Raw genomic sequence first — 22,086 nt, forward strand, 5'->3', positions numbered from 1 at the left:
TTATCCCATCCGATAAAAAAAATCATCGGCAACGATCTTACCATCTTTTACTTCGTAAACGCATATTTCGCTCATTTTCATCCGGCCATGCTCCTTGTAAGTAGCATCAATATCCATTACTAAAGAAAAATGATGCTCGGCAACAATCGGGTCTGAAAGAGAAGCACTGTGGATCTCCTGCACGCTTTCTTCCCAGTGTAAAGTCTTGTTTTTTACAGCGGCTTTACCTTCAGTGAGCTCCATGTCAGAACCTTTTGGCTCCCTGCTCACCACGTTATCAGCATAAAGTTCCTCAATTGCCTGATCGTTTTTGCCTTCACGGCATAGCTGAACCAATTGGTCAGCAACTTCTTGTGTGGTCATATCGTTATAATTTAGTTATCACTATATAGACGTTTAGGGCAAGTAAATTGTTTAGTGCATATGATCAAGGTGTTAGCATGGGAAGAAAATTCACATGCATAAAAAAGCCATACAAAAAAAATGCATGGCTTTTATATTATCAAAAAGAGGTGAGAAACCATTTATATATCTGTAGCTGATTAAGCATCCGGTATTTCAACCTCTACCAGTTTGATCAGTTTCTCGATGGATTCCTGCCAACCCAGATAACACATCTCAGCTGGTATCACCGAAGGGATGTTTTCCTGTAATACCTTTAATTCCGTACCCACTATTGTTTTGTTAAACCATACAGAGGTGATCATCGCGCCAGGAAGATTCGGGTCGTCAAATTTGTCGGTGTACTTTAGAAATTCATTTGGCTTTATTTCCAAAAACGCTCCGGTCCAGCCCTGGCTGTTGCCGGTACTAAAATTCTGGAACGACATTTTATAAGTAACGCCTTCCTGCACGCTACGTTCGTGAACAGTGCATACATATCCATAAGGCGGTAACCACGCTGCAACCGCAGTATTGTCGGTAAAGGCACGGTATAATTTTTCTGGTGATGCCTTTATCATTCTCTGTAATGAAACTTTGTTATCAGACATAAAATAGATCTTTATTGTTCCTACTCTTATGGCTTTTCGGTTCGCCCGTTTTTTAAGTGTTTGCTGCTCCACTGTTGCTTTAAACAAAGATGGAAGAAAAACATAAAAAATTATAGGGATGAAAACGACTTTCTAACGGTGGGTTTGCGACATGTTGTGCAGGCAAATTTATATTGTAATAATCTACAAAAAGTCCAGCTCAACTTCCTGTAGATCATACGTTGACTGATTTTATTTCACAAAGCTTACAAAGTCAGACAGAGAGAGCCTTACTTTTTTAAAACTGGCAAATACATCTCCTTCTATATCACGGTAACCTAATGCTAAAGAAACAACCGATCGGAGTCCTTTTTCTTTTAAATTCAGCAGCGAATCAAATTTTTCGGTATCAAATCCTTCCATTGGTGTAGAATCTACCTGTAATTCTGCTGCAGCAATTAGGGCTGTTCCCAGCGCAAGATAAGCTTGTCGGGCCGCCCATGAGAAATTCTCTTCATCAGGTCTTGGCAGGATACCACCTACAAGCGCAGACTTAAAGTCTGCCAACGCTTCTTCAGGAATCCCCCTTTCGTTTGCAATATGGGAGATATAAGTCTCAATATGCTCGAGGGTAATCTTTTCGAAAGCAGCAAACACCAGTAAGTGCGACGATTGGGCGATCTGGCCATTGAAAGATCCTTCGCCTAGTTTTTCACGAAGTGCCGTATCCTCCACAACGATGATGCGGTAAGGCTGTAGGCCTGTTGATGATGCGGAAAGATTGGTCGCTTCAAGTATTTTTTCAAGGTCTTCAGATGATAACTTGCGGTCGCTGAATTTTTTGGTGGCATAACGCCATTTAAGATTTTCTATTACTTTCATGTTCTTTTTCAATTATTGATGCTGCAAAAATTGTAAATATTAGTTTACTTTTGTCACCATAAGACAAAAAGTAACGGTGACAAAAAGGTAACCATGGCAGAAATAACAGAAACCCCTACCCACGAATGTAAGAGAGCAATCATGTCGGTATACGATGCCATGTATGTGCTTGGCGGAAAATGGAAGATAACGCTTGTGGCCTGCCTGCTTTTTGGGCCAAAGCGATATTCTGATATTCTGCGGAATGTACACGGTATTTCAGGCAAGATGCTCAGCAGAGAGCTTAAAGAAATGGAAACCAATATGCTCATTAAACGCACTGTTTCCAATAGCCTGCCACTCAGTGTGACCTACGAACTTACTGAATATGGAAATTCGGTTAAGCCGATCATTGCCATTCTTTCAGAGTGGGGAGAAACGCATAGAAAATGGATTACAGGAAGAGAATAATTAGATTTTACCCATAAAATTCTGTTTAAGCATTGTTTTTTTATGCTTTGTCATAAAAGCGAATGTTGTTTTTGTGTGACCATTGCTGTAGAGAAAATACAGAAATTTGGTTCTGTCACCAATCTCAATTAAATAGAACTATGTTTGATAATAGCCTAAATCCTGGCAAGATAGAAAAACTCAATGAGGGTTTTCTGTTGACTGCCAATCCAAAGACAGATTTTATTTGTAAATACCATCATTACACAAGAGATGATGCTGCCTTTTTTTACACCGAACAGCTTGGCGATTTTACCTTGTCTGCTGAAGTGGAAACCATCGGAAGCGCAGATTATGATGCTGCCTTTTTGATGGTGCGTGAAAGTGAAGACCGGTGGATTAAACTGGCTGTCGAACTTGGAGTAGACGGGAACTATAATGTGGTATCGGTAATAACCGCTCCATGGTCGGATGATGCCAATGGCGAATTGCTTTCTACGGGTAAATGTTGGTTAAGGATTACCCGCAAGGATGATTTCTGGGGGCTCCATTACTCTACTGATGGTCTAAAATGGCGATTTGTGCGTGCTTTTGGTTTGGGCCTGGGTAAAAACGTGATGATCGGATTTGGTATTCAGGCACCTGTTGGAGCAGATTGTAGCGGGAAAGTAACGGCTATAACGCTGAGCGATAAAAGTGTAGTCAATTTTCGTGACGGTAGCTAATCATTAATGCTGTATCTTATAGGACAGTTTATAAATGCTTTAAATTTTTGAATGATTTATAAACGTTCCTTTTTCTTCGCTGATCAGGTTTCCCCATGCCGTAATCGCTTCGAGGGTAGGGATTAGGGTTTTACCGAAATCAGTTAAACTGTAAATCACCTTAACCGGAGGTTTCTTGCCGTATACCTTTCTGGAGATCAGGCCATCCTGCTCCAATTTCTTGAGTTGTAGGCTTAAGGTCATTTCGGTTACCGTTTGCATTTCTTTTAAGAGTTCGCTATAACGTTTTGGATCAGTTTTTAGGTGGTATAAGATTACGGTTTTCCATTTCCCACCAATCAGATCCATGGCCAGGCTCACTGTACATGGATAAGTTTTTCCATTCATGATTACACTATCACCAATACATTCTGTTTTCACGGTCTGAATTATTTGAGGCTATCAAAATCGATAGTTATTGCAAATGTAATAAGCTAAAATTATTTTTGCAACTATAATTATTATAGTTTAAATTTTTGCTAGAATAGATATGATATCAAATTCAGAAATAGAGAAAAAGCCGCTCATTACAGTAGTAGGGGTTTTAGGCAAGCAGGGCCTAAGTGTTGCAAGAAGTTTGCTGGAAAGCGGAATGTTCCGGGTACGGGGCATTACCCGTCGTGTTGATTCGCTGGAAGCAATCCAATTGATACAACAAGGAGCCGAACTGATAAATGTTCCGCTCGATCTGGGATACAAAGCACAATTTTTAGAAGCATTCCGGGGATCTTATGGCGTTTTTATGATCACGCCGGGCATTGCACCACCACAAACCCATGAGATGGGGTTGGGCAAAGAATTGGCCGATGCCGCGCTTGCAGCGGGAGTAAAGCAGATTGTTTTCAGTAGCCTGGAAAATGTAGACCGGATTACTGCGGGCAAAAAAATTGCGCCGCATTTTACCGATAAAGCTCGGGTTGAGGAGTATATCAGAACGCTTCCCCTCATCAGTTCATTTATATACATGGCCTTTTTTTATACCAATTTTATGGAATTTTACACGCCGTATTTAAAGGATGATCAACTTGTATTCCCAATTTATTTGCCGAAGGATTTTCGCGCGCCTTTTGTTGATCCGCTCACGGCCACAGGACCAGCTGTTTTGGAAATATTTGCTAATCCAGCCCAATATGCGGGTAGATCCCTGCCCGTAATTGGAGATATCATCTCGCCACAGGAAATGGTCGATACTTTTGTTAAGGTTACCGGAAAAGCAGCCATCTATAGCTCTGCTTTCACAAGGGAAGATTTTCTCCATCATTTCCCCGGCTTTGCTTCCAATGAACTCCTGTTGAGCGAAATTTTAGGAATGTCAGCCTATGCAGTTGAAAATGGCTATTTTGCTCAGGAACGCGATCTTTTATGGAGCCGCAAAATAAATCCAAATTCGCTCAGCTGGGAACAATTCTTACGCACCACAGGTTGGCACGGTGAAAAACGCTCTTATTAAAGAATTGAATTTAGCCATTCATATAAAAGCTCAATATCCAGTAAAACTGAAATATTATAAACGCAGACACGGTAATCAGGTGTACCCATTTATTATCAGATCTGGCAGCGTTAAAGCAGGCAATGATATGAATGAGCTCCCTGACCGGATATACTTTTAACATTTCGACGTGATAATCAGGGCCTTTTATATAAGTGTCGACGGCATCAAATGCAAAGAGTAAGGCCAAGATATAATAAAACCACTTTTTTCGAGATAAAAAATAGGATTTGTAATCTTTATAATCCCTCAAATCTTCTGGAAATAACAGGGCGGCTAAAGTATAATAGGTGACTACATAAATTACCAAAAAGAGGTATTTTAAAAAATCCCAATGCTTTATTTCGGTCAGATGCACCTCAAACCACCAGAAATACACGGTACTTAAAAACATGTAAAAAGCCCATAACAGATGGGTAGTATAGGGCTTTAAACGGTCGGGATGTTCAATAATTTTAACTACCCCTTTTAAGGAGTGGGTTATACTCAGTCCGAGTATGATGCCTAGTACAGTTTTGATATGGGTAAAGGTTTCCATAGAGGGCGGTTAATAAAATAATGATACCTTAAAAAGAGATCAGTTGTCAAATCACGAGTGATCAGATCTATCCATTACCTGATCACCATGGGCCCAAATTGAGGATGGTCATCCAGAAAATAGTCTGATTGGTTTAAAAATGTTCCTTTATCAGGTGTTTACTGATCTGATTATTAAAGATATTAAAATTTAAGCTTCTTTTTATTTTTTAAGCCCTCCAGGAGATCAGCCTTCATTGCAGTTAACAGACCTTTCATTGCTGATTTAAAACTTTATGGAAAGTGGGGTGTTAGTTTAGTGCCTGATTAATCGTCAATATTCTACAGCCTTGCCCTGATCACGCCTAACCCTAATGAAAAATATCATTTTAGCAGAAGATCACAAGGTCATCAGGAACGGACTCAAAATGCTCCTTCAATCCACAAATGAATACAAAATTGTTTTCGATGCCGGTAACGGCCAGGAAGTGCTAGATGCATTGGAGGGCGGATTAAAGGCCGATCTTATTGTATCAGACATTGGCATGCCTGTTATGGATGGGATTACGATGACCAAAGCATTCACAGACAGGAATTTTCAGGTGCCAGTGTTGATGATGTCGATGTTTGATGATGAATCACATCTTTATCAGGCCATAAGGGCGGGAGCAAAAGGATTTCTTTCCAAATCTGTTGATTCAGATGAACTTTTCTTTGCCCTATCCAGAATCGCCATTGGCGAACGTTATATCTGTTCGGCGCTTTCGGTTAAAATCGTAGATCAGGTGATGGATTCAGTACTGATTCCGGGCAGCGGAATTAGAGACTCGGGTTTTTCATCCAGAGAGATCGAAATTTTACAGCTTATTGGTCAGGGACTTACCAATGCAGAGATGGCGGATAAACTGTTTATCTCACGCCGTACCGTTGAGGGCCACCGCCAGAGTCTGATCGATAAAACAGGTGCTAGGAATACCGCTGCGCTGATGCGTTTTGCTTACACAAATGGCATTCTGAACTGATGATCAAAAGCTGGTATTTCAGGTACTCGACTCGAAGAATGCGTAGTTTCCGCAACCGTAGCCATGAAAATTTTGACCCATTTTAGGGTAGTGTATAAAAAAGAGGAAAGCAGATTTTAAAACTGCCTTCCTCTTTTTGGCTTTATGACTGGTACTGTTTAAGGTATTTTTTCAGGTGGATCCTGGCCTCATGGATGTAGGTTTTTACCGTGCCCAATGGCAGTTGCATCTCTTCCGCAATCTCATGGTATTTGTATCCCTCAAAATAGCGGATAAAAGGAACCGAATATTTTTCGGGTAGCATGGATAAAGCACGATTGATGTCCTGCATGGCGAAACTTCCAACTGAAGCATTGGTAGTGGCGCTATAATGAAGATTGGCAGAGGTAATCTCTTCCTCCTGTACAGTGCGATCGCGGTTTTTAAGGCCTTTTTTGTAGTTATTGATAAAGGTGTTCTTCATGATCACGAAGAGCCATCCTTTGATGTTGGTGCCATCCTCGAACTTTGAAACAAAACGTGTGGCCTTTAGCAGGGTTTCCTGCAACAGGTCGTTGGCATCTTCCGGGTCGCGGGTAAAATTGAGCGCGTGCGATTTAAGAGACGACGCGTGCAAACAAATGGTTTCACTGAATTCTTTCTGAGTCATAAGTTTATTGTTTTAGCGTATAAGCACTCAAAACAAAACCTGTACCAGCTGCATGTTCCATTTCCCTCAGCATATTGCCCAATACGTAGATTCCGCAGCGCCCGTATTTTTACCTGTTTAATCGTTAGTGGTGCCTATTTTGGTGCTGCGAAATATTAAATCTGACCGCAGTGATGATCTAGATTTGTTTCTCCACAACAATTTAACAGCTGCCGTTGTTCCTAAAGTAATGGAACAAGAAATCAACGGTTATTATTCTGGTACCAGTGGCCTGCTTTTGCCTGTACCCAACAAACTGCATTATCCCGAGGCCTTCAGGGAGCGCTCCAGGCTCTGCTATTATGGCTCGCTTATGAACAGTATCGAAATCAATAGCTCGTTTTATAAAATTCCGCTGGCCTCAACCGTAAAAAAGTGGACTGGAGAGGTTCCAGCAGATTTCCTTTTCACCTTTAAACTTTTTAAAGGCATTACCCATGCGCCACAATTGGGCTTTGATCCTGCAGATATTGCCAGGTTTATGGAGGTAATTGCCCATGCCGGTGATCAGAAAGGTTGTCTTCTGGTCCAGTTTCCGCCTAGCATCAGGATTGGTAATTTTCCGCAGCTTAGCCGGTTAATGGCCAGCTTGCGTGAGCACGACCCCGAAAAGACCTGGAAGATCGCACTGGAGTTTCGGCATCCATCATTATATGTGGATGAAGTGATGGAGCTTTTGGAAGAATATGGGTTGGGTATGGTTATACACGACAAAGGGGCAGCTGCAAGTCCACTCGATGCGCTTGATACGGATTTCCGCTATCTGCGGTTTCATGGGCCTGGCGGCAATTATAGGGGAAGTTATCCGGATGATGTACTGGCAGAATATGCCAGTTATATTAGGGAATGGTTGGAGGATGGAAAAGTGGTTTATGTTTATTTCAACAATACCATGGGCGAGGCTTATGCTAATCTGAAAACCCTTAAAGGTTTTGTAAACGACATCATTTAAGCTTTAGCCGTTCAAGCTTCTTTTTCGCAATGGTCTGTCTTTTTTGCCATTTTAAAACAGTCTCATTCTCCGCGACAGGAAGACCTTTTGTACCGAGCAGGCCAAGGCTCATGGCCAGCGCTTTGGTATCCCTTGCTTTATCCGGATGTTCATCCACATAGTGTTGCTGTTGGGTTTCTGTTTCCTGCTCAAGGGCATTAATTGCATTTTTAATGAGTGCAACCTCTTTCGAATATTCGTGCAGTTTCCGATAAACCATCATTAGCCTGCTGTTGGCCGCCACATGTGCGGGCTTTTTTTTGAGTAGCAGAACATATTGTTTAACAGCCTCCTTAAGCTGCCCGGCGCGCTCTGCCTGTCTGCCCATTTCAAAACGTTCGGCTTCCCTGATTTTTGTGCTGTTCATGATACAGATTCGATTATAGCAATAACAACAGTTATGCTAAAGAGATGTTTTGATCGATAAGAGGATGCCTAAATGTTGTGAAAATAGACAAAACAATGTATCCTAAATGAGGATTGTATTAATATGGAAAACAATAAGGAAGAAGAAAAAGGCAAAACAGGAAGTATTCCCAATGAGGAAATTAAAGGCAGCGATGCCGATAAAGCCTATGATGAAAACGGGAATTTCGGAAAGCCAGAACCACAGGCCGCAGATCCGGAAAAGAGCGATACCCCTGAAGGCAGCGATGCCGATAGTTAGGCTCAACATAAAATATAAAACAACAATCAACCTGGGTTACGGCCCAAAAAATTAAGCCATATGAAAGCAGCAGTATTCCACAAGCCCGGTGATATCCGGTTCGACACCGTTCCGGATCCGGAAATATTAGATCCCAGAGACATTATCCTTAAAGTTACTTCAACAGCCATCTGCGGAAGTGATCTGCATATCCTGAGTGGGGCTGTGCCACAAAAGGATCCGATGGTGATGGGCCATGAGTTTATGGGGATCGTAGAAGAGGTTGGATCGGCCATTACCAACCTTAAAGTTGGCGACCGTGTAGTGGTACCTTTCCCAATATCCTGCGGAAAATGTTTTTTCTGTACCCATGAGGCATCACCGGCCTGCGAAGAATCCAATTACAAAAACTATGGTCCAGCGGGTAATGTAGCCGATCAAAAAGGCGGTGCACTTTTTGGTTATACCGATCTGTATGGTGGTTACTCTGGCGGGCAGGCACAATATGTACGGGTACCCTATGCAGATGTAAGCCCTAGAGTTGTACCCGAACACCTGAGCGATGAGCAGGCACTTTTCCTTACTGATATCTTCCCAACAGGATGGTCGGCGATTGACTGGGCACAGTTAAAAGGCGGTGAGACTGTAGCCATCTTTGGTTCGGGTCCGGTAGGCTTAATGGCACAAAAGGCCGCATGGATTAACGGGGCAGCCAGGGTTATCGCTATCGATCCTTTAGATTACCGTTTGGAGAAAGCACGGGCGGCCAACAATGTTGAAACGCTGAATCCGCACAAAGTGGATGTTGTAGAAGCCATCAGGGAAATGACCGGTGGCCGGGGTGCTGATGTGTGTGTAGATGCCGTAGGTTTTGAACCCGAACGAAGTCTGATGGATAAACTGAAAGCTACGATCCACCTTGAAAAAGGTTCGATGAAAGTACTTGAAATGTGTTTCGAATCGGTACGAAGGATGGGTACAGTTTCCATTATGGGCGTATATGGCTCACCATACGATAATTTTCCGCTATTTCGGATTTTCGATAAGGGAATTACGATTAAACAGGGACAGGCACCTGTGCTGAATTATATCGATAAACTGATTAGCCTGGTAGATGAAGGAAAGGTAGTTTTGGATGATATCATTACCCACACGTTACCATTGGCTGATGCCGCCCATGCCTATAAAATTTTTGATGAAAAACAGGAAGACTGTGTAAAGGTGGTACTTAAACCTTAAGGGGTTTACTCACCTTGGCAAGATAAGTGATAGCAACAACAGGTGAACCGAAAGGATCACCTGTTGTTGCTATTTTAAACTATTTCAATCTCTCCTGCAACAATTCAGGAGAAGCTTAATGCTCCTGCAATTCTCTTAAATTTAACAGCATATCGTTAACCATTGCTTTCAGGTCGTAAGCCGGTTTCCAGCCCCAGTCCTTTTGCGCTGTGCGGTCATCAATGCTTCCAGGCCAGCTGTCTGCAATCTGTTGTCTGAAGTCAGGCATATAATCTACTTTGAATCCCTCAACCAACTTTTCGATCTCTTTAGAAAGTTCCTCAGGACTAAAGCTCAGCCCACTTAGATTATAAGAAGTACGCACCTTGATGTTATCCACAGGTGCATCCATCAGTTCGAGCGTAGCCCTGATCGCATCTGCCATATACATCATCGGCAGTACGGTATCTTTTTTCAAAAAGCATGTGAAAGGTTTGTCCTCTACTGCATGATGAAAAATATCTACCGCATAGTCAGTGGTGCCACCACCCGGGGCTCCGGTATAACTGATCAATCCAGGGTAACGGATACTGCGGACATCAAGTCCGAATTTCTCAAAATAATATTTACACCAGTATTCCCCGGCTGCCTTACTGATTCCGTAAACCGTTGAAGGCTCGGTTATGCCCTGTTGGGGGGTATTTTTCTTTTCTGAATCTGGTCCGAAAACGGCAATGCTGCTTGGCCAGAATACTTTTTTAACATTATATTTTACGGAAAGATCCAACACACTAAGCAAACTGTCCATATTCAGGTCCCAGGCTTTTTTAGGGTGCTTTTCACCAGTGGCCGACAACATCGCAGCCAGGTGATAGATTTGGGTAACCTGCTCTCCGGTAATCAGTTTTTCCAGCGCAACTACATCAGTCACATCCAGTTGATGGTAAGGGAAAACCTCTACTGACAAATTATCCGTTGCTTGTATATCAGAAGCCAGCACCTGTTTTTGTCCAAATTTTAAACGTAGCGCAGCAGTAAGCTCTCTGCCGATCTGCCCGCAGGCACCAATCACTAATATTTTTTCCTGATCCATGTCGTGTATGTCTAATTATCCTCTTATTCATCAATCAAAGAGCGATTTATAGCCACGAAATTCGGTGCTGGAGTTCACAATTCCTCAGGTGTGTTCGAAATCCGGAAATTATTCTGATAGGACCAAAAAGGCAAAATTAAATTTTGCTCCAGAACCGCGATTGAAGTGCCCGTCCAAATATTATTGCCTGTAATTTGGCACATTTCGAAGAAACTCATTAAGTTTGCCTTAACTCAAACGGTATAAATTAGCGGTTAACTTTTCCTGAAATTAACACAATATCATAAAAACGGCAAGCACGCATGCACAACAGCACACTGGATCAGCTTGATCTGGACATATTACGGATCATTCAGGCAGACGGACGGCTGACCAATAAAGAAATCGCGGCCAAACTTAAGCGTTCTGGCAGTACCATTTTCGAAAGAGTGAGCCGGCTGAGGCGTGAGGAATTTATAGGAGAAACGGTAACGGTAATCAACCGAAGTAAATTTACCGATCTCTGGATTGCATTTTCGCACATCAAACTCACCGTGCATAGCGCAGAGGCTTTATCCAATTTTCAAAACCAGGTGATTAAATATCCCGAGGTACTCGAATGTTACCACACTACAGGAGAATATGATTTTCTGATCAAAATCGTAGTAGGCGATATGCCCGAATATAACCGTTTCATCATGGAAAAACTTTCTAAATTAGAGAATGTAGGCGCACTCAACAGTACATTTGTGGTAAATGAAGCCAAACGTTTGCTCTGTTATCCCATCCGGTATAAACAAGAGGTTTTGTAACACAATACCCTGCCAATCCGCTTAAACAAGCCCTAAACTGATATTTATTGAGCATTCAGGTGCGAAGTGTTTTTTGATTAAAAGAAGATTCTTTAGTTTTTGATTGTTTACTAATACTAAATTATGTTTATTTGGCGTTGGGGTGCTTTAATCATTAGTGTCGGATTTGAACTGTGTAAAGTTTAATGGAGTTAGTGCCAATTAAAGGTCTCCTGTTTTTTAGATTGTTATTGCCAAAAATCTACACCTATTATTTACCTATATATTACATTTATGAGAACAAAAGCTTACCCACTAAAGAAACTGATGGTTTTCAGTTTTGCATTATTAATTGCCGGATGTGCGAAGAAGGAGCCTGTGGAAACGGGGCCAACTACACCAACTTATTCTTTCACCGGAACTTCTGCAGATGAACTGATGTTTGAAGATGGCGAGGCGATGTCGGTGATGACCAGCGAAAGCAGGAGATTCGATATCAGTAAGGTATTACGCGTTACAGCGGTAAACAATACCACCATAGAGGTTGCCAACTTTGCTCCTGTGGATATCACCGATGCCACAATTCTCCTGTCCATTGCCGGACAGCCACAAAAAATTCAGCTATTTCATATCGGTACGATTAAAGGACACCGGATTAAAAAGATGCCATATCCATTTATTAGCGGGCAGTCTGAATACCTTGATGTGAACAATGTCAAGGCAGATTTATCAGCCTACAAAGTCAATGGCATTAAACCTGCCGATGTTAGTTTTGAATTTACTGGTACCACCGCATTTATTGGGAAGCTTAAAAAATTGAGCATCATAAAATGGCAACCCAAAATGCATGATTTTGATCCTGAAAATTTGGATAATAACTGGCTGGATGAGCCAACAGCAAAACAGTTTAGGATGTTAACTGGCTTCATGATCAATTTTGCCTACATGTATACAGATGCAGCCATGAAAGGCCGGTTGGTAAACGAACTCATTGTTGGTAATGATGGGGCAACGCCGCTTACCACTGCCGAAAAAGAAGCCGATTGGATCAAAGCCCAAACACGTACCAAGATTAATTGCGGCCTTACCGATACCCGTAAAGTTTCCGGACTTGGGGGTGGAAGCACTTTTGGTATTCCGGATTGGCTTACTTTAAATTACATGACCAATAGTTATAGTACGCCATTTCATGAGATGGGACATGTTCTGGGCTATAACCACAGCTCATCTATGACTTATCCTCAAAACAACAGGGGGAATGTGCCTGTATTTATGGCCAGGCAAGACGAAATGAATAAAGCTGGCGATTTTCCGGTAAGGCTTGATAATTATTACCAACCTGGTGATATTCCTTCTCCTAAAGCAAGCGCTACTTCTGCATTAAAGATGGCTGGTAAAGTGAAGGAATGTATTGAATAATTTGAAGCTGCTCAATCGTATTTAAAAAAGAAATTGGGTTGTTCGAGCACGAACAACTCAGTTGCCTAAGTATTTCATTTTGGTTGTTATCTATCAGTATTGAATATTGGAGAAATATGTTAACACAATTATCTGAAGATACGTATGATGCTGATCATTTTCTCTAGTATCGGTTTCTTCCCAGCTGGTTTCGCATTATAAGCACCATTGTTTTCGTCCTGTGGCAATAGGTACGGAACAATATTCTGGGGTATCCGCCAAACATCCTGAGGCGGATTTTCTTTAAAAATCAACAGGTAAAGTTTGAGTGTTTCAAGATACCAATCCTGATGTTTGTTATACTCCACTATACCGCCTACATTTGGATAATGGTGCAGTTCCCTGCCCAAAACCAAAGGACAAAATTTTTTCCAATACTCCATCGTGTAAAGCAAGTGCATATGCCATACTTTATCGATCACGATAGAAGGTGATGCGCCGTTTTCTGATATGCAACAGAGATACACAAAACGTTTGTACTCTTCAATCGCCTTTAAGGTAAACCGCCTTGTCCAATCTTCGGTAACAGCTAGTTTTCGGGAAAATGGGATCGCAAAACCTTCGTTGTCAGGCGAATAAATATCAAGCCGTTGCCATAATGGGTTTTCTTTATAATTTTGGTATTCCGCGTCTGGCAATATGGTGGTGAATATAGGCTTCATCATGAATTTATTTTAACAGCCGCATGAAACTGCAGTTTCATAGATATAGATGCTTTTAGGATAATAATACCGGTTAAGCAACTGGCAAAAATCGTCGAAAGTTTCTCTTAGGTCTGTGTCCAATAAATTCAGTTTAAAATCTAGTGAAGGAGATTTACCAACAGAAACGGAGAGCTCATGGTTAATAATCTGTATATCTGTTACCGCGCTCCATTGGATAAATGTTGTATGCTCATAATAGTGAATCCCTTCTGCTGATACCGTTAATAACATTGTTTTTACACCATGTTCGGCCTTATAAGCCAATAAATTTATAGCCAGTAATATAAATAGGAGTATTGCCGTACCCCAAAGACCGATACGTAAGAATTCCTGGTCTTCTGAAAAATAAGAAATGATTATCATGATGAAAAATGTGAACAAGAACAAACTCGCCATACAAGAACAGCCGCCATAGTCGCGCCCTTTTTCATATAGAACCATTTCATCTTTCCTCATAAAACATCATGATACAGGTATTGTGAAGATAAGGAAAAATTTTTACTGTAGTTTGGATGCCAAAAAATAATGGGCACGCAGGAGGTGTAGTTTTGAACGAGCATCCAAAGTGCAATTTAATAGCTGAAACAGTTCTGCTTGATCTATAAGTGGTGTGCTTCCAAACTATATTATTTCCTATTTAAGGCAGTAATAAAACCACGGAATCGGGTTTTGAAAGAAATGAGTAATTACTGGTATTGATCTGGAGAAAGCACAAGTCGGGCCATGGTGCATAGGCCTGAAGCAGCATGGTCCGACTTGTGTTAGGGTAAGGAACACTATGCGTTTGCGGGTGTTCCGGTAATAATATTAAAAACTTCTGTTAATCCATCGATTACGGCATCTGGCTTTGCTTCCAATAACTGTTGTTTTGTATGGGCACCTGTGGTAATACCAATACTAAGTCCACAACCCGCATTTTGCCCTTCTTCAATATCGATGCTCGAATCGCCGATCTTCATTACCGATTTACCATCAGTAATTCCATGCTGTTTCATCGCTAACAAAATCATATCTGGTTCAGGTCTGTTTTGGTTAACATCCGAAGCGGTAATCAGTGTATCAAAATCAACCCCTGCTTTCCAGCCTAACCTATCAAGTATAGATTGTGCTGTAAAACGGTCGTAACCTGTATTCAGTACAGAAATGATTCCATTTTCACGGAGTTTTCCAAAAAGTTCAATTGCACCAGGCTGCGGTAAAATTTCTTCCGTTTCGTAGGCCAGTTTTAATTTTCCGATAAACTCATCATAAATTTCGCCAACAGTAGTTTCGTCGAAAGTACCTTCATATGTTTTTAGAACAGACCTGATGGCTTCTCTTTTTTCTTTTCCGGCTGCGACAGCAAGCACCTGATCAAGGTTATAAGAAAAACCAGCAGCGTTTATAGCATTCATTAACGTTTTGTATACGAGGTTGTTCTCGTTTACCGTGGTACCAGCCATGTCGAATACGACCATTTTAATTTCAGGGTACATTCTGTTTTTTTTAAAGTAAGATAATTAATTTTAAACTCTTTTCACAAAGATACTACATGTAGTATTGCTAAACAAATGTTTAGCGATAGTTAACATTTAAGTTAACATTTGTTTACATTTGCTAAACATTAAAAGCTCACTTTTGCTTTACGATTAGGATCGCACCAAAATCTAAAGCAGAATAACCAAATTGGATCAACAGAAAAATTATATATGAAAAATGCAACCCTCATTGTTTTCAATGGAGCGGGGAAAGCCCTTGAGGAAATGGAAACGCCCATTCCTGAATTACAGCCTGGCGAAATCCTCATCGAGAATCTTTACACTACAATTTGTGGGAGCGACCTGCATACTTTTTGCGGATTACGCAATGAAGCTGTACCTACGGTATTGGGTCACGAAATTGTAGGCGAAATTGTTAGTTTCCATTCCGGGCATAACAAAAAGGATTATTTAGGGAATCTGCTCGAAATTGGTGACCGGGTAACCTGGAGCATATTTGCTTCCAATGCCAACTCGGATAAGGCAAGGGCAGGCATGCCCCAAAAATCTGACGGGCTCTTTAAATATGGCCACGCCACGGTGACGGAAACCGATGCGCTTCATGGCGGTCTTTCTACGCATTGCATATTAAAAAACGGTACCACGGTATTGAAAATCAGTAAAGGAATTCCCTTAAAAGTTGCGGCTACCATCAATTGTGCGGTGGCTACCGTTGCTGGCGCAATACGCCTTTCGGGGAGCCTTCAGGGCAAAAAGGTATTGATCTCGGGTGTGGGATTATTAGGTGTGGTGTGTGCGGCCATGTGTAGTGCCGATGGTGCACAGGAAATACACGTTGCGGATGTAAACGAAGCACGTTTAAATCTGGCTACTTCCTTCGGTGCCAATGTTCAACATTTGTTAACTGATGAAACACTGCTTCCGAATGATATTGATGTGGCTTTTGATATGAGTGGATCGCCAGATGCCATGGAAAGCGGATTGGCAACACTTGCGGTTGGCGGAACAGCGGTTTGGATCGGAGCCGTATTTAAAAACCGCGAGGTACGGGTGAATGCCGAGCGAGTAGTACGCAATCTCATTACTATTAAGGGGCTACACAATTATAATTATGAAGATTTTGTAGCAGCAGTTCAGTTTATCGAAAATAATTATACAAAATTTCCATTTGAAGACCTGGTTTCAGCAGAATTTTCATTAAGGGATGCCGAATCGGCATTTAATTATGCCGTAGCTGATAAACCTATACGGGTTGGGATAAATGTTGCTAAAAAAACTGATGATGAACAACAATAATAGTAGCAGCAGATTAAAGTGGAGAATGTTATTGGTAACCATGCTGTGTTACCTCTTCTTTTATACCGGTAGGCATAATTTCGGCTGGGCGGTAAAAGGTATGGCTGCTTCGCTGAACATTCCCTATAGCACCATTGGATGGATCAGCTTCTGTATGTTGATCGGTTATGCAATAGGCCAGTTTGTTAATGGGAACCTTGCTGATAAATTAAGTCCTAAACTGATGATTGCAGCTGGAGCTTATTTATCCATCCTGACCAATATTGCCATCAGTTTTTCGAATACCGCTACTATGATTATGGTGCTCTGGGGCCTCAATGGTTTCTTTCAGTCGATGGCCTGGGCACCAGGTGCGAAACTGATCAATAACTGGTGGGATGAACACGAAAGGGGCAAGGCCTTTGGTTTTTATACCATGGCCGCAGGGCTGTCGTCGGCAGTTACCTACCTCATTTCTATTGTACTACTGCAACAGGGCATTGAATGGCGGATGTTGTTCCGCCTGCCGGTATTATTGCTATTGGTTACCGCAACCATACTTTTGATTGTTGCAAAAGATAAACCTGAAGAAAATGGAAGTGCTGAGAATCAGTATTCAACAGATAATGGGTCAGATTGGTTGGATCGCTACAAGGAAGCTTTCAGAAACAAAAAATTTCTGCTTACCTCATTGTCTTTCGGCTTCGAAAGTATGGCCCGTTATGGTCTTATATTTTGGGTTCCGGTACATTTTCTAGGTAAAAACTGGAAAGATAATCCTGGCAATATCTGGGTAACATTTCTGCTTCCGGTGGGTATGGCTATCGGTGCAATCTGTTTTGGGGTTTTATCCGATACCTTGTTCAAGGGAAACCGGTTAAAAGCCATAGTGGTTGGCATGTCGGTAAGCGCGGTATTATCACTGCTTATTTTTATTGTGCCTACACAACAGATTGCTTTGAGTAGCGTGCTGATGTTGCTTACCGGTTTTTTTGTTTATGGACCGCAGGCCTGTTATTGGCCGTTAAGTCCGGATATGTTGGGAAATAAATTAACGGGTACTGGTGTGGGGATTATGAATATGTGCGGTTATCTTTTTGCAGCCATTGGTGAGCCCTTTCTGGGTTATGTAATCGATATTACCGGCGACAGCAACAATATTTTTATTGTAACCGCAATAGCATGTGTGTTATCTGCTACGATTGCGCTTTTTGTATCCAGAATGGGAAAGAAAACGTTGGTTAAGCCAGCTTTGGATTAAGTAATGATCTGTTTATCAGATATTAAAAATAAAAGCCGGAGGTAGATTTTTGCTGCCGGTATGATACGGTTTTATAAAATAGATATGAGTTTAAAGGGGATAAGCAAAGCAACGGTAGCAAACATGATTGGTCTGCTCGATCAGTTGGAAGAACTGGAAGGGATAATTGGTAATGATCCTAAAGGTTGCGAACAGATCAGAGACCTTAGGGGCGATTTAATCGAAACCTATCAGAGGTACGAATGTATGGTGCGCGAAATCACTCAGCAGATTGGTGTTTATCAGGATCTTTATGGTAAAATCAGGTTTAGGTTTGTGCCCGAAAAACTGAAGTCGCTCCGAAGAATCATTCCTCAGGATAGTTACGAGTTTATATTGCTTAAAGAAAGCATCCATAAAAGCCATCTCATTTAGTGCCATTAACAACATCGTATTGCCTTTCACCGCCCTGACAAGTCATTACCGCTATGGGTTAATATCTTGTTTTAATCCGTTAATTGCTGATTGTTATCGTATTTAGGGTTTGTTAAATTTGTTTGCTAATTTTCGTTGCTGTCCAGATGAATTACTTTGCCCTTATTTAGCAACTATAGTACCTCACCTTAACACCTTAGCCAATATTTATGAGATATTTCTTTAAGTTTTCACTATTCGTTTTCGTCTTTTCATTCTATTTAAACGCCAATTCACAAGGTACTCAGCCTTCTATTTCAAAACCCAATATACTGCTGGTTTTTGCAGATGATCTTGGTTACATGGACTGTGGTTTTACCGGAAGCAAGATCATGGAAACCCCAAATATTGATGCCCTTTCAAAAAAAGGAATTGTATTTAACAATGCCTATGCTGGCGCCGGTAACTGTGCGCCGAGCCGTGCAGCACTGATTAGCGGAAAGTATTCGCCACGAACCGGCGTGTATGCCGTAGGGAGCACTACCCGTGGTCCGGTGGAATTGATGAAACTTGTTCCTGTACGCAATAACGTTTCCCTCAATCCGTCATTTAAGACCATTGCCGAAGGACTGAAAGGACAGGGGTATGCCACTGCTATTTTTGGTAAATGGCACCTTGCTGATTCGAAAGAAACACAACCTGAGGCGCAGGGATTCGATCTGTACAGGGAAGGCCAAAAAGAACAATCAGCAAAGGGCAGCAATGAAGCCGCAGACCCAAAAGGGGTAGCATACCTTACCGAAGCCGCCATTAAATTTATGCAGCAAACCAAAGATAAGCCCTTTTTTGCCTATCTGGCCCACAATGCGATCCATTCTAAACTAGAAGCAAAAGCTGAAACCATCGCCAAATTCAAGAAAAAAGGTTTAAGTGATCAGATGGCGGTTTACGCCGCCTGCACATACGATTTTGATGCGAGCGTAGGTGTAATACTCGATTTTTTGAAAAAATCAGGATTGGAAAAAAATACACTTGTAATTTTTACCAGCGACAATGGTGCCACCCAACAATCATCACAGGAGCCATTACGTGGAAATAAAGGGTCTTATTATGAAGGGGGGATCAGAGAACCATTTATTGGCTATTGGCCTGGCCACATCAAACCGGGAACTGTTAATTCTACTCCGATCATCAATCTCGATTTTTACCCCACCTTTATGGCCCTGGCTGGCGATCATAAATTTAAGGGCGATGGAGAAGATTTGATGCCACTTTTGCTGGGCCAGGAAACAGAAACCATTAGAAAATCGATATATTGGTATTTTCCAGGTTATCTGGATAATCCTGTCATCAGAGGGCGCGATAAAGTATTCCGCACCAGGCCGGTTGCCGTCATCAGGAAAGGAGATTTTAAGCTACATCTTTATCTCGAGGAATGGATGCTTGAAGGTGGAAAAGCTAAAATCAATGAAAATAATGCTGTAGAATTATACAATGTCAAAACTGATGAAGGTGAACACCTGAATCTGGCCAGCACCAACCGCACAAAGCGGGATGAGCTTTTGGCAGATCTTTTATGCTGGATGGAAAAAACAAAGTCACCACTGCCCACGAAGATTACCGCAACCAATAAACCAGTTCAGGGAACAGTTGGGGGAGAAAATTAAATTTATATATTACAGAAAAATCAACCACAATTGTACCGAATGAAACCTGTTGTTTACGCACTGATACTCATCTCCTTATTTACCGCGGGCAACAGCCTTGCCCAGCAAAAAAAGAAAAAAGCACCCAACATTATTTTTATACTCACCGATGATCTTGGTTATGGCGATGTTGGTGTGTTCTTTCAAAATAAGAGGGCAGCCGCCCAGGATAGAAGCAAACCATTTACCCTCACGCCAAATCTGGATGAAATGGCTGCTTCGGGCGCAACACTTCCGCAGCATTATTGTGCCGCCCCTGTTTGTGCTCCTTCCAGAGCATCCATTCTGCTTGGCCAAAGTCAGGGGCATGCCAATGTTAGAGACAATCAGTTCGATAAGGCATTAACCGATAACTACACCCTGGGCAACGTGATGCAAAAGGCGGGTTATGCTACTGTAGCCATCGGCAAATGGGGTTTACAAGGCGATAAGGAATGGGCTGCCCACCCACTTAATAGAGGTTTTGATTATTATTATGGTTATATGCGCCATTCGGATGGACACGAACATTATCCAAAAGAAGGTTTGTACAGGGGGAAAAAAGAAGTTTGGGAAAATAGGGTAGAAGTAAGCCAGGATCTCGATAATTGTTATACCGGCGATTTGTGGACGGCAAGAGCAAAAAAATGGATTGTTGACCACCAAAAAGACAAAGGGACGGATCAACCGTTTTTTATGTTTTTAGCCTACGATACTCCGCATGCCGTTTTAGAGCTTCCTACTTCTTCCTATCCCGCAGGGGGTGGCTTAAATGGCGGGTTGCAATGGCTGGGAAAACCAGGGGAAATGATCAATACGGCCAATGGAATTCCTGATAGTTATACGCATCCCGATTACGATAAAGCCACCTATGATGATGACCATAATGTAGCAACAGCTGAAAAACCCTGGCCTGATACTTATAAAAGATTTGCTACCTCCACCAGAAGGATCGATGACGAAGTGGGCGATATTTTACAGTTGCTAAAAGACCTCAAGATTGATTCAAACACACTGGTGGTATTTAGCTCCGATAATGGCCCGTCTATTGAGTCTTATCTTCCAAAACCCCAGGTGCGTTACGATGCCAATTTCTTCAGCAGCTTTGGACCATTTGATGGTATAAAAAGAGATGTGTTGGAAGGTGGCATGCGCATGCCGGTGATAGCCAAATGGACAGGCCATATTCCAGCACACACTACAGTGCACTCGCCGAGCATTTCGTATGATTGGATGCCAACTTTTCTGGATGCGGCAGGTTTAGCTGCGCCGGTAGTGGCAGATGGTGTTTCCTTACTGCCATCCCTAACCGGAAAAGGAAGGCAGTCTGCGAGTATGATTTACTCAGAATATTTTGAAGGCGGTAAAACGCCGGCTTACCCTGACTTTGCATCCGTTAACCAGGGCCGGATCAGAAAGCAGATGCAGATGATCAGAATCGATAATATGGTAGGCATAAGGTATGATATTAAATCTCAAAAGGATAATTTTCAGATTTTTGATGTATCTAAAGATTTTCATCAACAGTTTGATCTGTCCCAAAATAAAAATATGGCCGGCCTTCAAAATAAAATGAAAGATATGGTACTATATGTACGCCGCGCAGATGCAGAAGCCCCAAGACCATACGATACTGCAGCTGTGCCCGCCACTGCAAATCGTAAGCTACGCAAGGGACTTTTGTGGAAAACCTATCAGTCGGCCACCGAATGGATACCCAATCCACATGGGCTGAGTTTAATTTCAAGTGGTACAAATGCAGGTTCAAGCCTGGGCGAAGCTGGTAAAGGTTCTGGAAATATGGTAGCCTTCGAAGGATTTATCAAAATTCCTGCTGATGGCGATTATATTTTCCACCTCAGTGCGGCAGGTAAAGCATTTCTCAGGATCCATGATGCAGTACTGATCGATGAAGACTATGGATACACTCCTAAAAATGAAAAAGTGACTAAAATCAAACTCAAGGCAGGTCTGCATCCCATTAAACTTTATTGTCAAAAGCTTGCTTATGGCTTAAGTAATGTCGATTTAGAATGGTCTGGGACTTTGTTTGCCAAACAGCCAGTTCCACAAACGGCGTTTTTTCATTAGCGGTTCTATGCCTGATGCTAAACCCATTGCAAATTATGCTGATATCACCATACCCTCATTTTGGAATGATAATTTATTGATATTTTTGGGGAAATGTAAAACAAAAGCTTGCTAAGCCTGTAGGCTTTTTTGTTCGTTTTTAAACCATTTCAGTGCGCTCACGTGAACCGCTATACCAGTATTGATATTTTTCAACAAGATTAGTCTTGCATTAATATTTTGATTTTGTAGGTGCATATCACCCTTCATAGTGCTACGGATG

At 41.8% G+C, this 22,086-nt stretch carries 25 protein-coding genes; 14 read left to right on the forward strand and 11 right to left on the reverse strand.

What is annotated here, in order from left to right:
• From R2S57_RS03760 to R2S57_RS03770, 3 genes are all read right to left on the reverse strand, one after another.
• The gene (locus R2S57_RS03760; RefSeq protein ID WP_316843773.1) at window positions 1-363 is read right to left on the reverse strand and encodes a nuclear transport factor 2 family protein; all 363 of its coding nucleotides are present in this window, start codon (window positions 361-363) and stop codon (window positions 1-3) included.
• A 179-nt stretch (window positions 364-542) separates the two neighbouring features.
• The gene (locus R2S57_RS03765) at window positions 543-992 is read right to left on the reverse strand and encodes an SRPBCC domain-containing protein (protein WP_316843774.1); all 450 of its coding nucleotides are present in this window, start codon (window positions 990-992) and stop codon (window positions 543-545) included.
• A gap of 231 nt (window positions 993-1,223) precedes the next feature.
• A complete protein-coding gene (locus tag R2S57_RS03770; protein WP_316843775.1) occupies window positions 1,224-1,853 on the reverse strand; it encodes an NAD(P)H-dependent oxidoreductase in 630 nt (209 codons plus the stop codon).
• A gap of 93 nt (window positions 1,854-1,946) precedes the next feature.
• Between R2S57_RS03770 and R2S57_RS03775 the strand changes: the two genes are divergently transcribed.
• Together R2S57_RS03775 and R2S57_RS03780 are read left to right on the forward strand one after the other, a co-directional pair.
• Complete coding sequence (locus R2S57_RS03775; protein WP_316843776.1) at window positions 1,947-2,303, forward strand: winged helix-turn-helix transcriptional regulator; 357 nt, start codon at window positions 1,947-1,949, stop codon at window positions 2,301-2,303.
• Window positions 2,304-2,443: 140 nt separating this feature from the next.
• A complete protein-coding gene (locus R2S57_RS03780) occupies window positions 2,444-3,007 on the forward strand; it encodes a DUF1349 domain-containing protein (protein WP_316843777.1) in 564 nt (187 codons plus the stop codon).
• A gap of 39 nt (window positions 3,008-3,046) precedes the next feature.
• On the opposite strand, the gene R2S57_RS03785 is transcribed toward R2S57_RS03780, so the two are convergent.
• Entirely contained in the window at window positions 3,047-3,427 is a 381-nt protein-coding gene (locus R2S57_RS03785) for a helix-turn-helix domain-containing protein (RefSeq protein WP_316843778.1), read from the reverse strand.
• Between the two features lie 109 nt (window positions 3,428-3,536).
• On the opposite strand from R2S57_RS03785, the gene R2S57_RS03790 reads away from it, so the two are divergent.
• On the forward strand, window positions 3,537-4,496 hold the full coding sequence (locus R2S57_RS03790; RefSeq protein WP_316843779.1) for an NmrA/HSCARG family protein: 960 nt from the start codon (window positions 3,537-3,539) through the stop codon (window positions 4,494-4,496).
• Between the two features lie 10 nt (window positions 4,497-4,506).
• On the opposite strand, the gene R2S57_RS03795 is transcribed toward R2S57_RS03790, so the two are convergent.
• Complete coding sequence (locus tag R2S57_RS03795; RefSeq protein ID WP_316843780.1) at window positions 4,507-5,073, reverse strand: hypothetical protein; 567 nt, start codon at window positions 5,071-5,073, stop codon at window positions 4,507-4,509.
• A gap of 352 nt (window positions 5,074-5,425) precedes the next feature.
• Between R2S57_RS03795 and R2S57_RS03800 the strand changes: the two genes are divergently transcribed.
• Window positions 5,426-6,073, forward strand: coding sequence for a response regulator transcription factor (locus tag R2S57_RS03800; protein ID WP_316843781.1), 648 nt, complete (start codon window positions 5,426-5,428; stop codon window positions 6,071-6,073).
• Window positions 6,074-6,215: 142 nt separating this feature from the next.
• On the opposite strand, the gene R2S57_RS03805 is transcribed toward R2S57_RS03800, so the two are convergent.
• Entirely contained in the window at window positions 6,216-6,722 is a 507-nt protein-coding gene (locus tag R2S57_RS03805; protein ID WP_316843782.1) for an RNA polymerase sigma factor, read from the reverse strand.
• A 229-nt stretch (window positions 6,723-6,951) separates the two neighbouring features.
• Here R2S57_RS03805 and R2S57_RS03810 point away from each other — a divergent pair, with 229 nt between their 5' ends.
• Window positions 6,952-7,713, forward strand: a complete 762-nt coding sequence (locus R2S57_RS03810) for a DUF72 domain-containing protein (protein WP_316843783.1) — start codon at window positions 6,952-6,954, stop codon at window positions 7,711-7,713.
• Here the strand turns inward: R2S57_RS03810 and R2S57_RS03815 are convergent.
• A complete protein-coding gene (locus tag R2S57_RS03815; protein ID WP_316843784.1) occupies window positions 7,706-8,119 on the reverse strand; it encodes a hypothetical protein in 414 nt (137 codons plus the stop codon). The two genes, R2S57_RS03810 and R2S57_RS03815, sit on opposite strands and share 8 nt — an antisense overlap.
• Before the next feature lie 123 nt (window positions 8,120-8,242).
• Here R2S57_RS03815 and R2S57_RS03820 point away from each other — a divergent pair, with 123 nt between their 5' ends.
• Together R2S57_RS03820 and R2S57_RS03825 are read left to right on the forward strand one after the other, a co-directional pair.
• On the forward strand, window positions 8,243-8,419 hold the full coding sequence (locus tag R2S57_RS03820; protein ID WP_316843785.1) for a hypothetical protein: 177 nt from the start codon (window positions 8,243-8,245) through the stop codon (window positions 8,417-8,419).
• Window positions 8,420-8,479: 60 nt separating this feature from the next.
• Entirely contained in the window at window positions 8,480-9,637 is a 1,158-nt protein-coding gene (locus R2S57_RS03825) for a zinc-dependent alcohol dehydrogenase (RefSeq protein ID WP_316843786.1), read from the forward strand.
• A gap of 115 nt (window positions 9,638-9,752) precedes the next feature.
• Here R2S57_RS03825 and R2S57_RS03830 read toward each other — a convergent pair whose 3' ends face one another.
• Complete coding sequence (locus R2S57_RS03830; RefSeq protein ID WP_316843787.1) at window positions 9,753-10,709, reverse strand: NAD-dependent epimerase/dehydratase family protein; 957 nt, start codon at window positions 10,707-10,709, stop codon at window positions 9,753-9,755.
• 302 nt (window positions 10,710-11,011) lie between these two features.
• Here R2S57_RS03830 and R2S57_RS03835 point away from each other — a divergent pair, with 302 nt between their 5' ends.
• On the forward strand, window positions 11,012-11,500 hold the full coding sequence (locus R2S57_RS03835) for an Lrp/AsnC family transcriptional regulator (RefSeq protein WP_316843788.1): 489 nt from the start codon (window positions 11,012-11,014) through the stop codon (window positions 11,498-11,500).
• A gap of 273 nt (window positions 11,501-11,773) precedes the next feature.
• On the forward strand, window positions 11,774-12,898 hold the full coding sequence (locus R2S57_RS03840; protein ID WP_316843789.1) for a hypothetical protein: 1,125 nt from the start codon (window positions 11,774-11,776) through the stop codon (window positions 12,896-12,898).
• 128 nt (window positions 12,899-13,026) lie between these two features.
• Here R2S57_RS03840 and R2S57_RS03845 read toward each other — a convergent pair whose 3' ends face one another.
• The 3 genes from R2S57_RS03845 to R2S57_RS03855 form a co-directional block, all read right to left on the reverse strand.
• Entirely contained in the window at window positions 13,027-13,602 is a 576-nt protein-coding gene (locus tag R2S57_RS03845) for a hypothetical protein (RefSeq protein ID WP_316843790.1), read from the reverse strand.
• 9 nt (window positions 13,603-13,611) lie between these two features.
• The gene (locus R2S57_RS03850; RefSeq protein ID WP_316843791.1) at window positions 13,612-14,097 is read right to left on the reverse strand and encodes a hypothetical protein; all 486 of its coding nucleotides are present in this window, start codon (window positions 14,095-14,097) and stop codon (window positions 13,612-13,614) included.
• A 320-nt stretch (window positions 14,098-14,417) separates the two neighbouring features.
• Window positions 14,418-15,116 (reverse strand): phosphonatase-like hydrolase, encoded by a 699-nt coding sequence (locus R2S57_RS03855; RefSeq protein ID WP_316843792.1) that lies wholly within the window; start codon window positions 15,114-15,116, stop codon window positions 14,418-14,420.
• A gap of 213 nt (window positions 15,117-15,329) precedes the next feature.
• Between R2S57_RS03855 and R2S57_RS03860 the strand changes: the two genes are divergently transcribed.
• The 5 genes from R2S57_RS03860 (at window position 15,330) to R2S57_RS03880 (ending at window position 21,824) form a co-directional block, all read left to right on the forward strand.
• Window positions 15,330-16,415: a zinc-binding dehydrogenase gene (locus R2S57_RS03860; RefSeq protein ID WP_316843793.1), complete on the forward strand. Its 1,086-nt coding sequence runs from the start codon at window positions 15,330-15,332 to the stop codon at window positions 16,413-16,415.
• Complete coding sequence (locus R2S57_RS03865; RefSeq protein ID WP_316843794.1) at window positions 16,402-17,655, forward strand: MFS transporter; 1,254 nt, start codon at window positions 16,402-16,404, stop codon at window positions 17,653-17,655. Before R2S57_RS03860 ends, R2S57_RS03865 begins: the two co-directional genes overlap by 14 nt.
• Before the next feature lie 84 nt (window positions 17,656-17,739).
• On the forward strand, window positions 17,740-18,069 hold the full coding sequence (locus tag R2S57_RS03870) for a hypothetical protein (RefSeq protein ID WP_316843795.1): 330 nt from the start codon (window positions 17,740-17,742) through the stop codon (window positions 18,067-18,069).
• Between the two features lie 209 nt (window positions 18,070-18,278).
• Entirely contained in the window at window positions 18,279-19,715 is a 1,437-nt protein-coding gene (locus tag R2S57_RS03875; protein WP_316843796.1) for a sulfatase, read from the forward strand.
• Window positions 19,716-19,754: 39 nt separating this feature from the next.
• Complete coding sequence (locus R2S57_RS03880) at window positions 19,755-21,824, forward strand: sulfatase-like hydrolase/transferase (RefSeq protein WP_316843797.1); 2,070 nt, start codon at window positions 19,755-19,757, stop codon at window positions 21,822-21,824.
• Window positions 21,825-22,086: the final 262 nt, after the last annotated feature.

The sequence above is a fragment of the Pedobacter psychrodurus genome (assembly GCF_032678585.1).
GTDB classification, from domain to species: Bacteria; Bacteroidota; Bacteroidia; order Sphingobacteriales; family Sphingobacteriaceae; genus Pedobacter; species Pedobacter psychrodurus_A.

Coding starts and splice junctions, on each gene's coding strand:
- R2S57_RS03760 (WP_316843773.1), bottom strand. CDS start 363: ATGACCACACAAGAAGTTGCTGACCAATTGGTTCAGCTATGCCGTGAA.
- R2S57_RS03765 (WP_316843774.1), bottom strand. CDS start 992: ATGTCTGATAACAAAGTTTCATTACAGAGAATGATAAAGGCATCACCA.
- R2S57_RS03770 (WP_316843775.1), bottom strand. CDS start 1,853: ATGAAAGTAATAGAAAATCTTAAATGGCGTTATGCCACCAAAAAATTC.
- R2S57_RS03775 (WP_316843776.1), top strand. CDS start 1,947: ATGGCAGAAATAACAGAAACCCCTACCCACGAATGTAAGAGAGCAATC.
- R2S57_RS03780 (WP_316843777.1), top strand. CDS start 2,444: ATGTTTGATAATAGCCTAAATCCTGGCAAGATAGAAAAACTCAATGAG.
- R2S57_RS03790 (WP_316843779.1), top strand. CDS start 3,537: ATGATATCAAATTCAGAAATAGAGAAAAAGCCGCTCATTACAGTAGTA.
- R2S57_RS03795 (WP_316843780.1), bottom strand. CDS start 5,073: ATGGAAACCTTTACCCATATCAAAACTGTACTAGGCATCATACTCGGA.
- R2S57_RS03800 (WP_316843781.1), top strand. CDS start 5,426: ATGAAAAATATCATTTTAGCAGAAGATCACAAGGTCATCAGGAACGGA.
- R2S57_RS03805 (WP_316843782.1), bottom strand. CDS start 6,722: ATGACTCAGAAAGAATTCAGTGAAACCATTTGTTTGCACGCGTCGTCT.
- R2S57_RS03810 (WP_316843783.1), top strand. CDS start 6,952: ATGGAACAAGAAATCAACGGTTATTATTCTGGTACCAGTGGCCTGCTT.
- R2S57_RS03815 (WP_316843784.1), bottom strand. CDS start 8,119: ATGAACAGCACAAAAATCAGGGAAGCCGAACGTTTTGAAATGGGCAGA.
- R2S57_RS03820 (WP_316843785.1), top strand. CDS start 8,243: ATGGAAAACAATAAGGAAGAAGAAAAAGGCAAAACAGGAAGTATTCCC.
- R2S57_RS03825 (WP_316843786.1), top strand. CDS start 8,480: ATGAAAGCAGCAGTATTCCACAAGCCCGGTGATATCCGGTTCGACACC.
- R2S57_RS03830 (WP_316843787.1), bottom strand. CDS start 10,709: ATGGATCAGGAAAAAATATTAGTGATTGGTGCCTGCGGGCAGATCGGC.
- R2S57_RS03835 (WP_316843788.1), top strand. CDS start 11,012: ATGCACAACAGCACACTGGATCAGCTTGATCTGGACATATTACGGATC.
- R2S57_RS03840 (WP_316843789.1), top strand. CDS start 11,774: ATGAGAACAAAAGCTTACCCACTAAAGAAACTGATGGTTTTCAGTTTT.
- R2S57_RS03845 (WP_316843790.1), bottom strand. CDS start 13,602: ATGATGAAGCCTATATTCACCACCATATTGCCAGACGCGGAATACCAA.
- R2S57_RS03850 (WP_316843791.1), bottom strand. CDS start 14,097: ATGAGGAAAGATGAAATGGTTCTATATGAAAAAGGGCGCGACTATGGC.
- R2S57_RS03855 (WP_316843792.1), bottom strand. CDS start 15,116: ATGTACCCTGAAATTAAAATGGTCGTATTCGACATGGCTGGTACCACG.
- R2S57_RS03860 (WP_316843793.1), top strand. CDS start 15,330: ATGAAAAATGCAACCCTCATTGTTTTCAATGGAGCGGGGAAAGCCCTT.
- R2S57_RS03865 (WP_316843794.1), top strand. CDS start 16,402: ATGAACAACAATAATAGTAGCAGCAGATTAAAGTGGAGAATGTTATTG.
- R2S57_RS03870 (WP_316843795.1), top strand. CDS start 17,740: ATGAGTTTAAAGGGGATAAGCAAAGCAACGGTAGCAAACATGATTGGT.
- R2S57_RS03875 (WP_316843796.1), top strand. CDS start 18,279: ATGAGATATTTCTTTAAGTTTTCACTATTCGTTTTCGTCTTTTCATTC.
- R2S57_RS03880 (WP_316843797.1), top strand. CDS start 19,755: ATGAAACCTGTTGTTTACGCACTGATACTCATCTCCTTATTTACCGCG.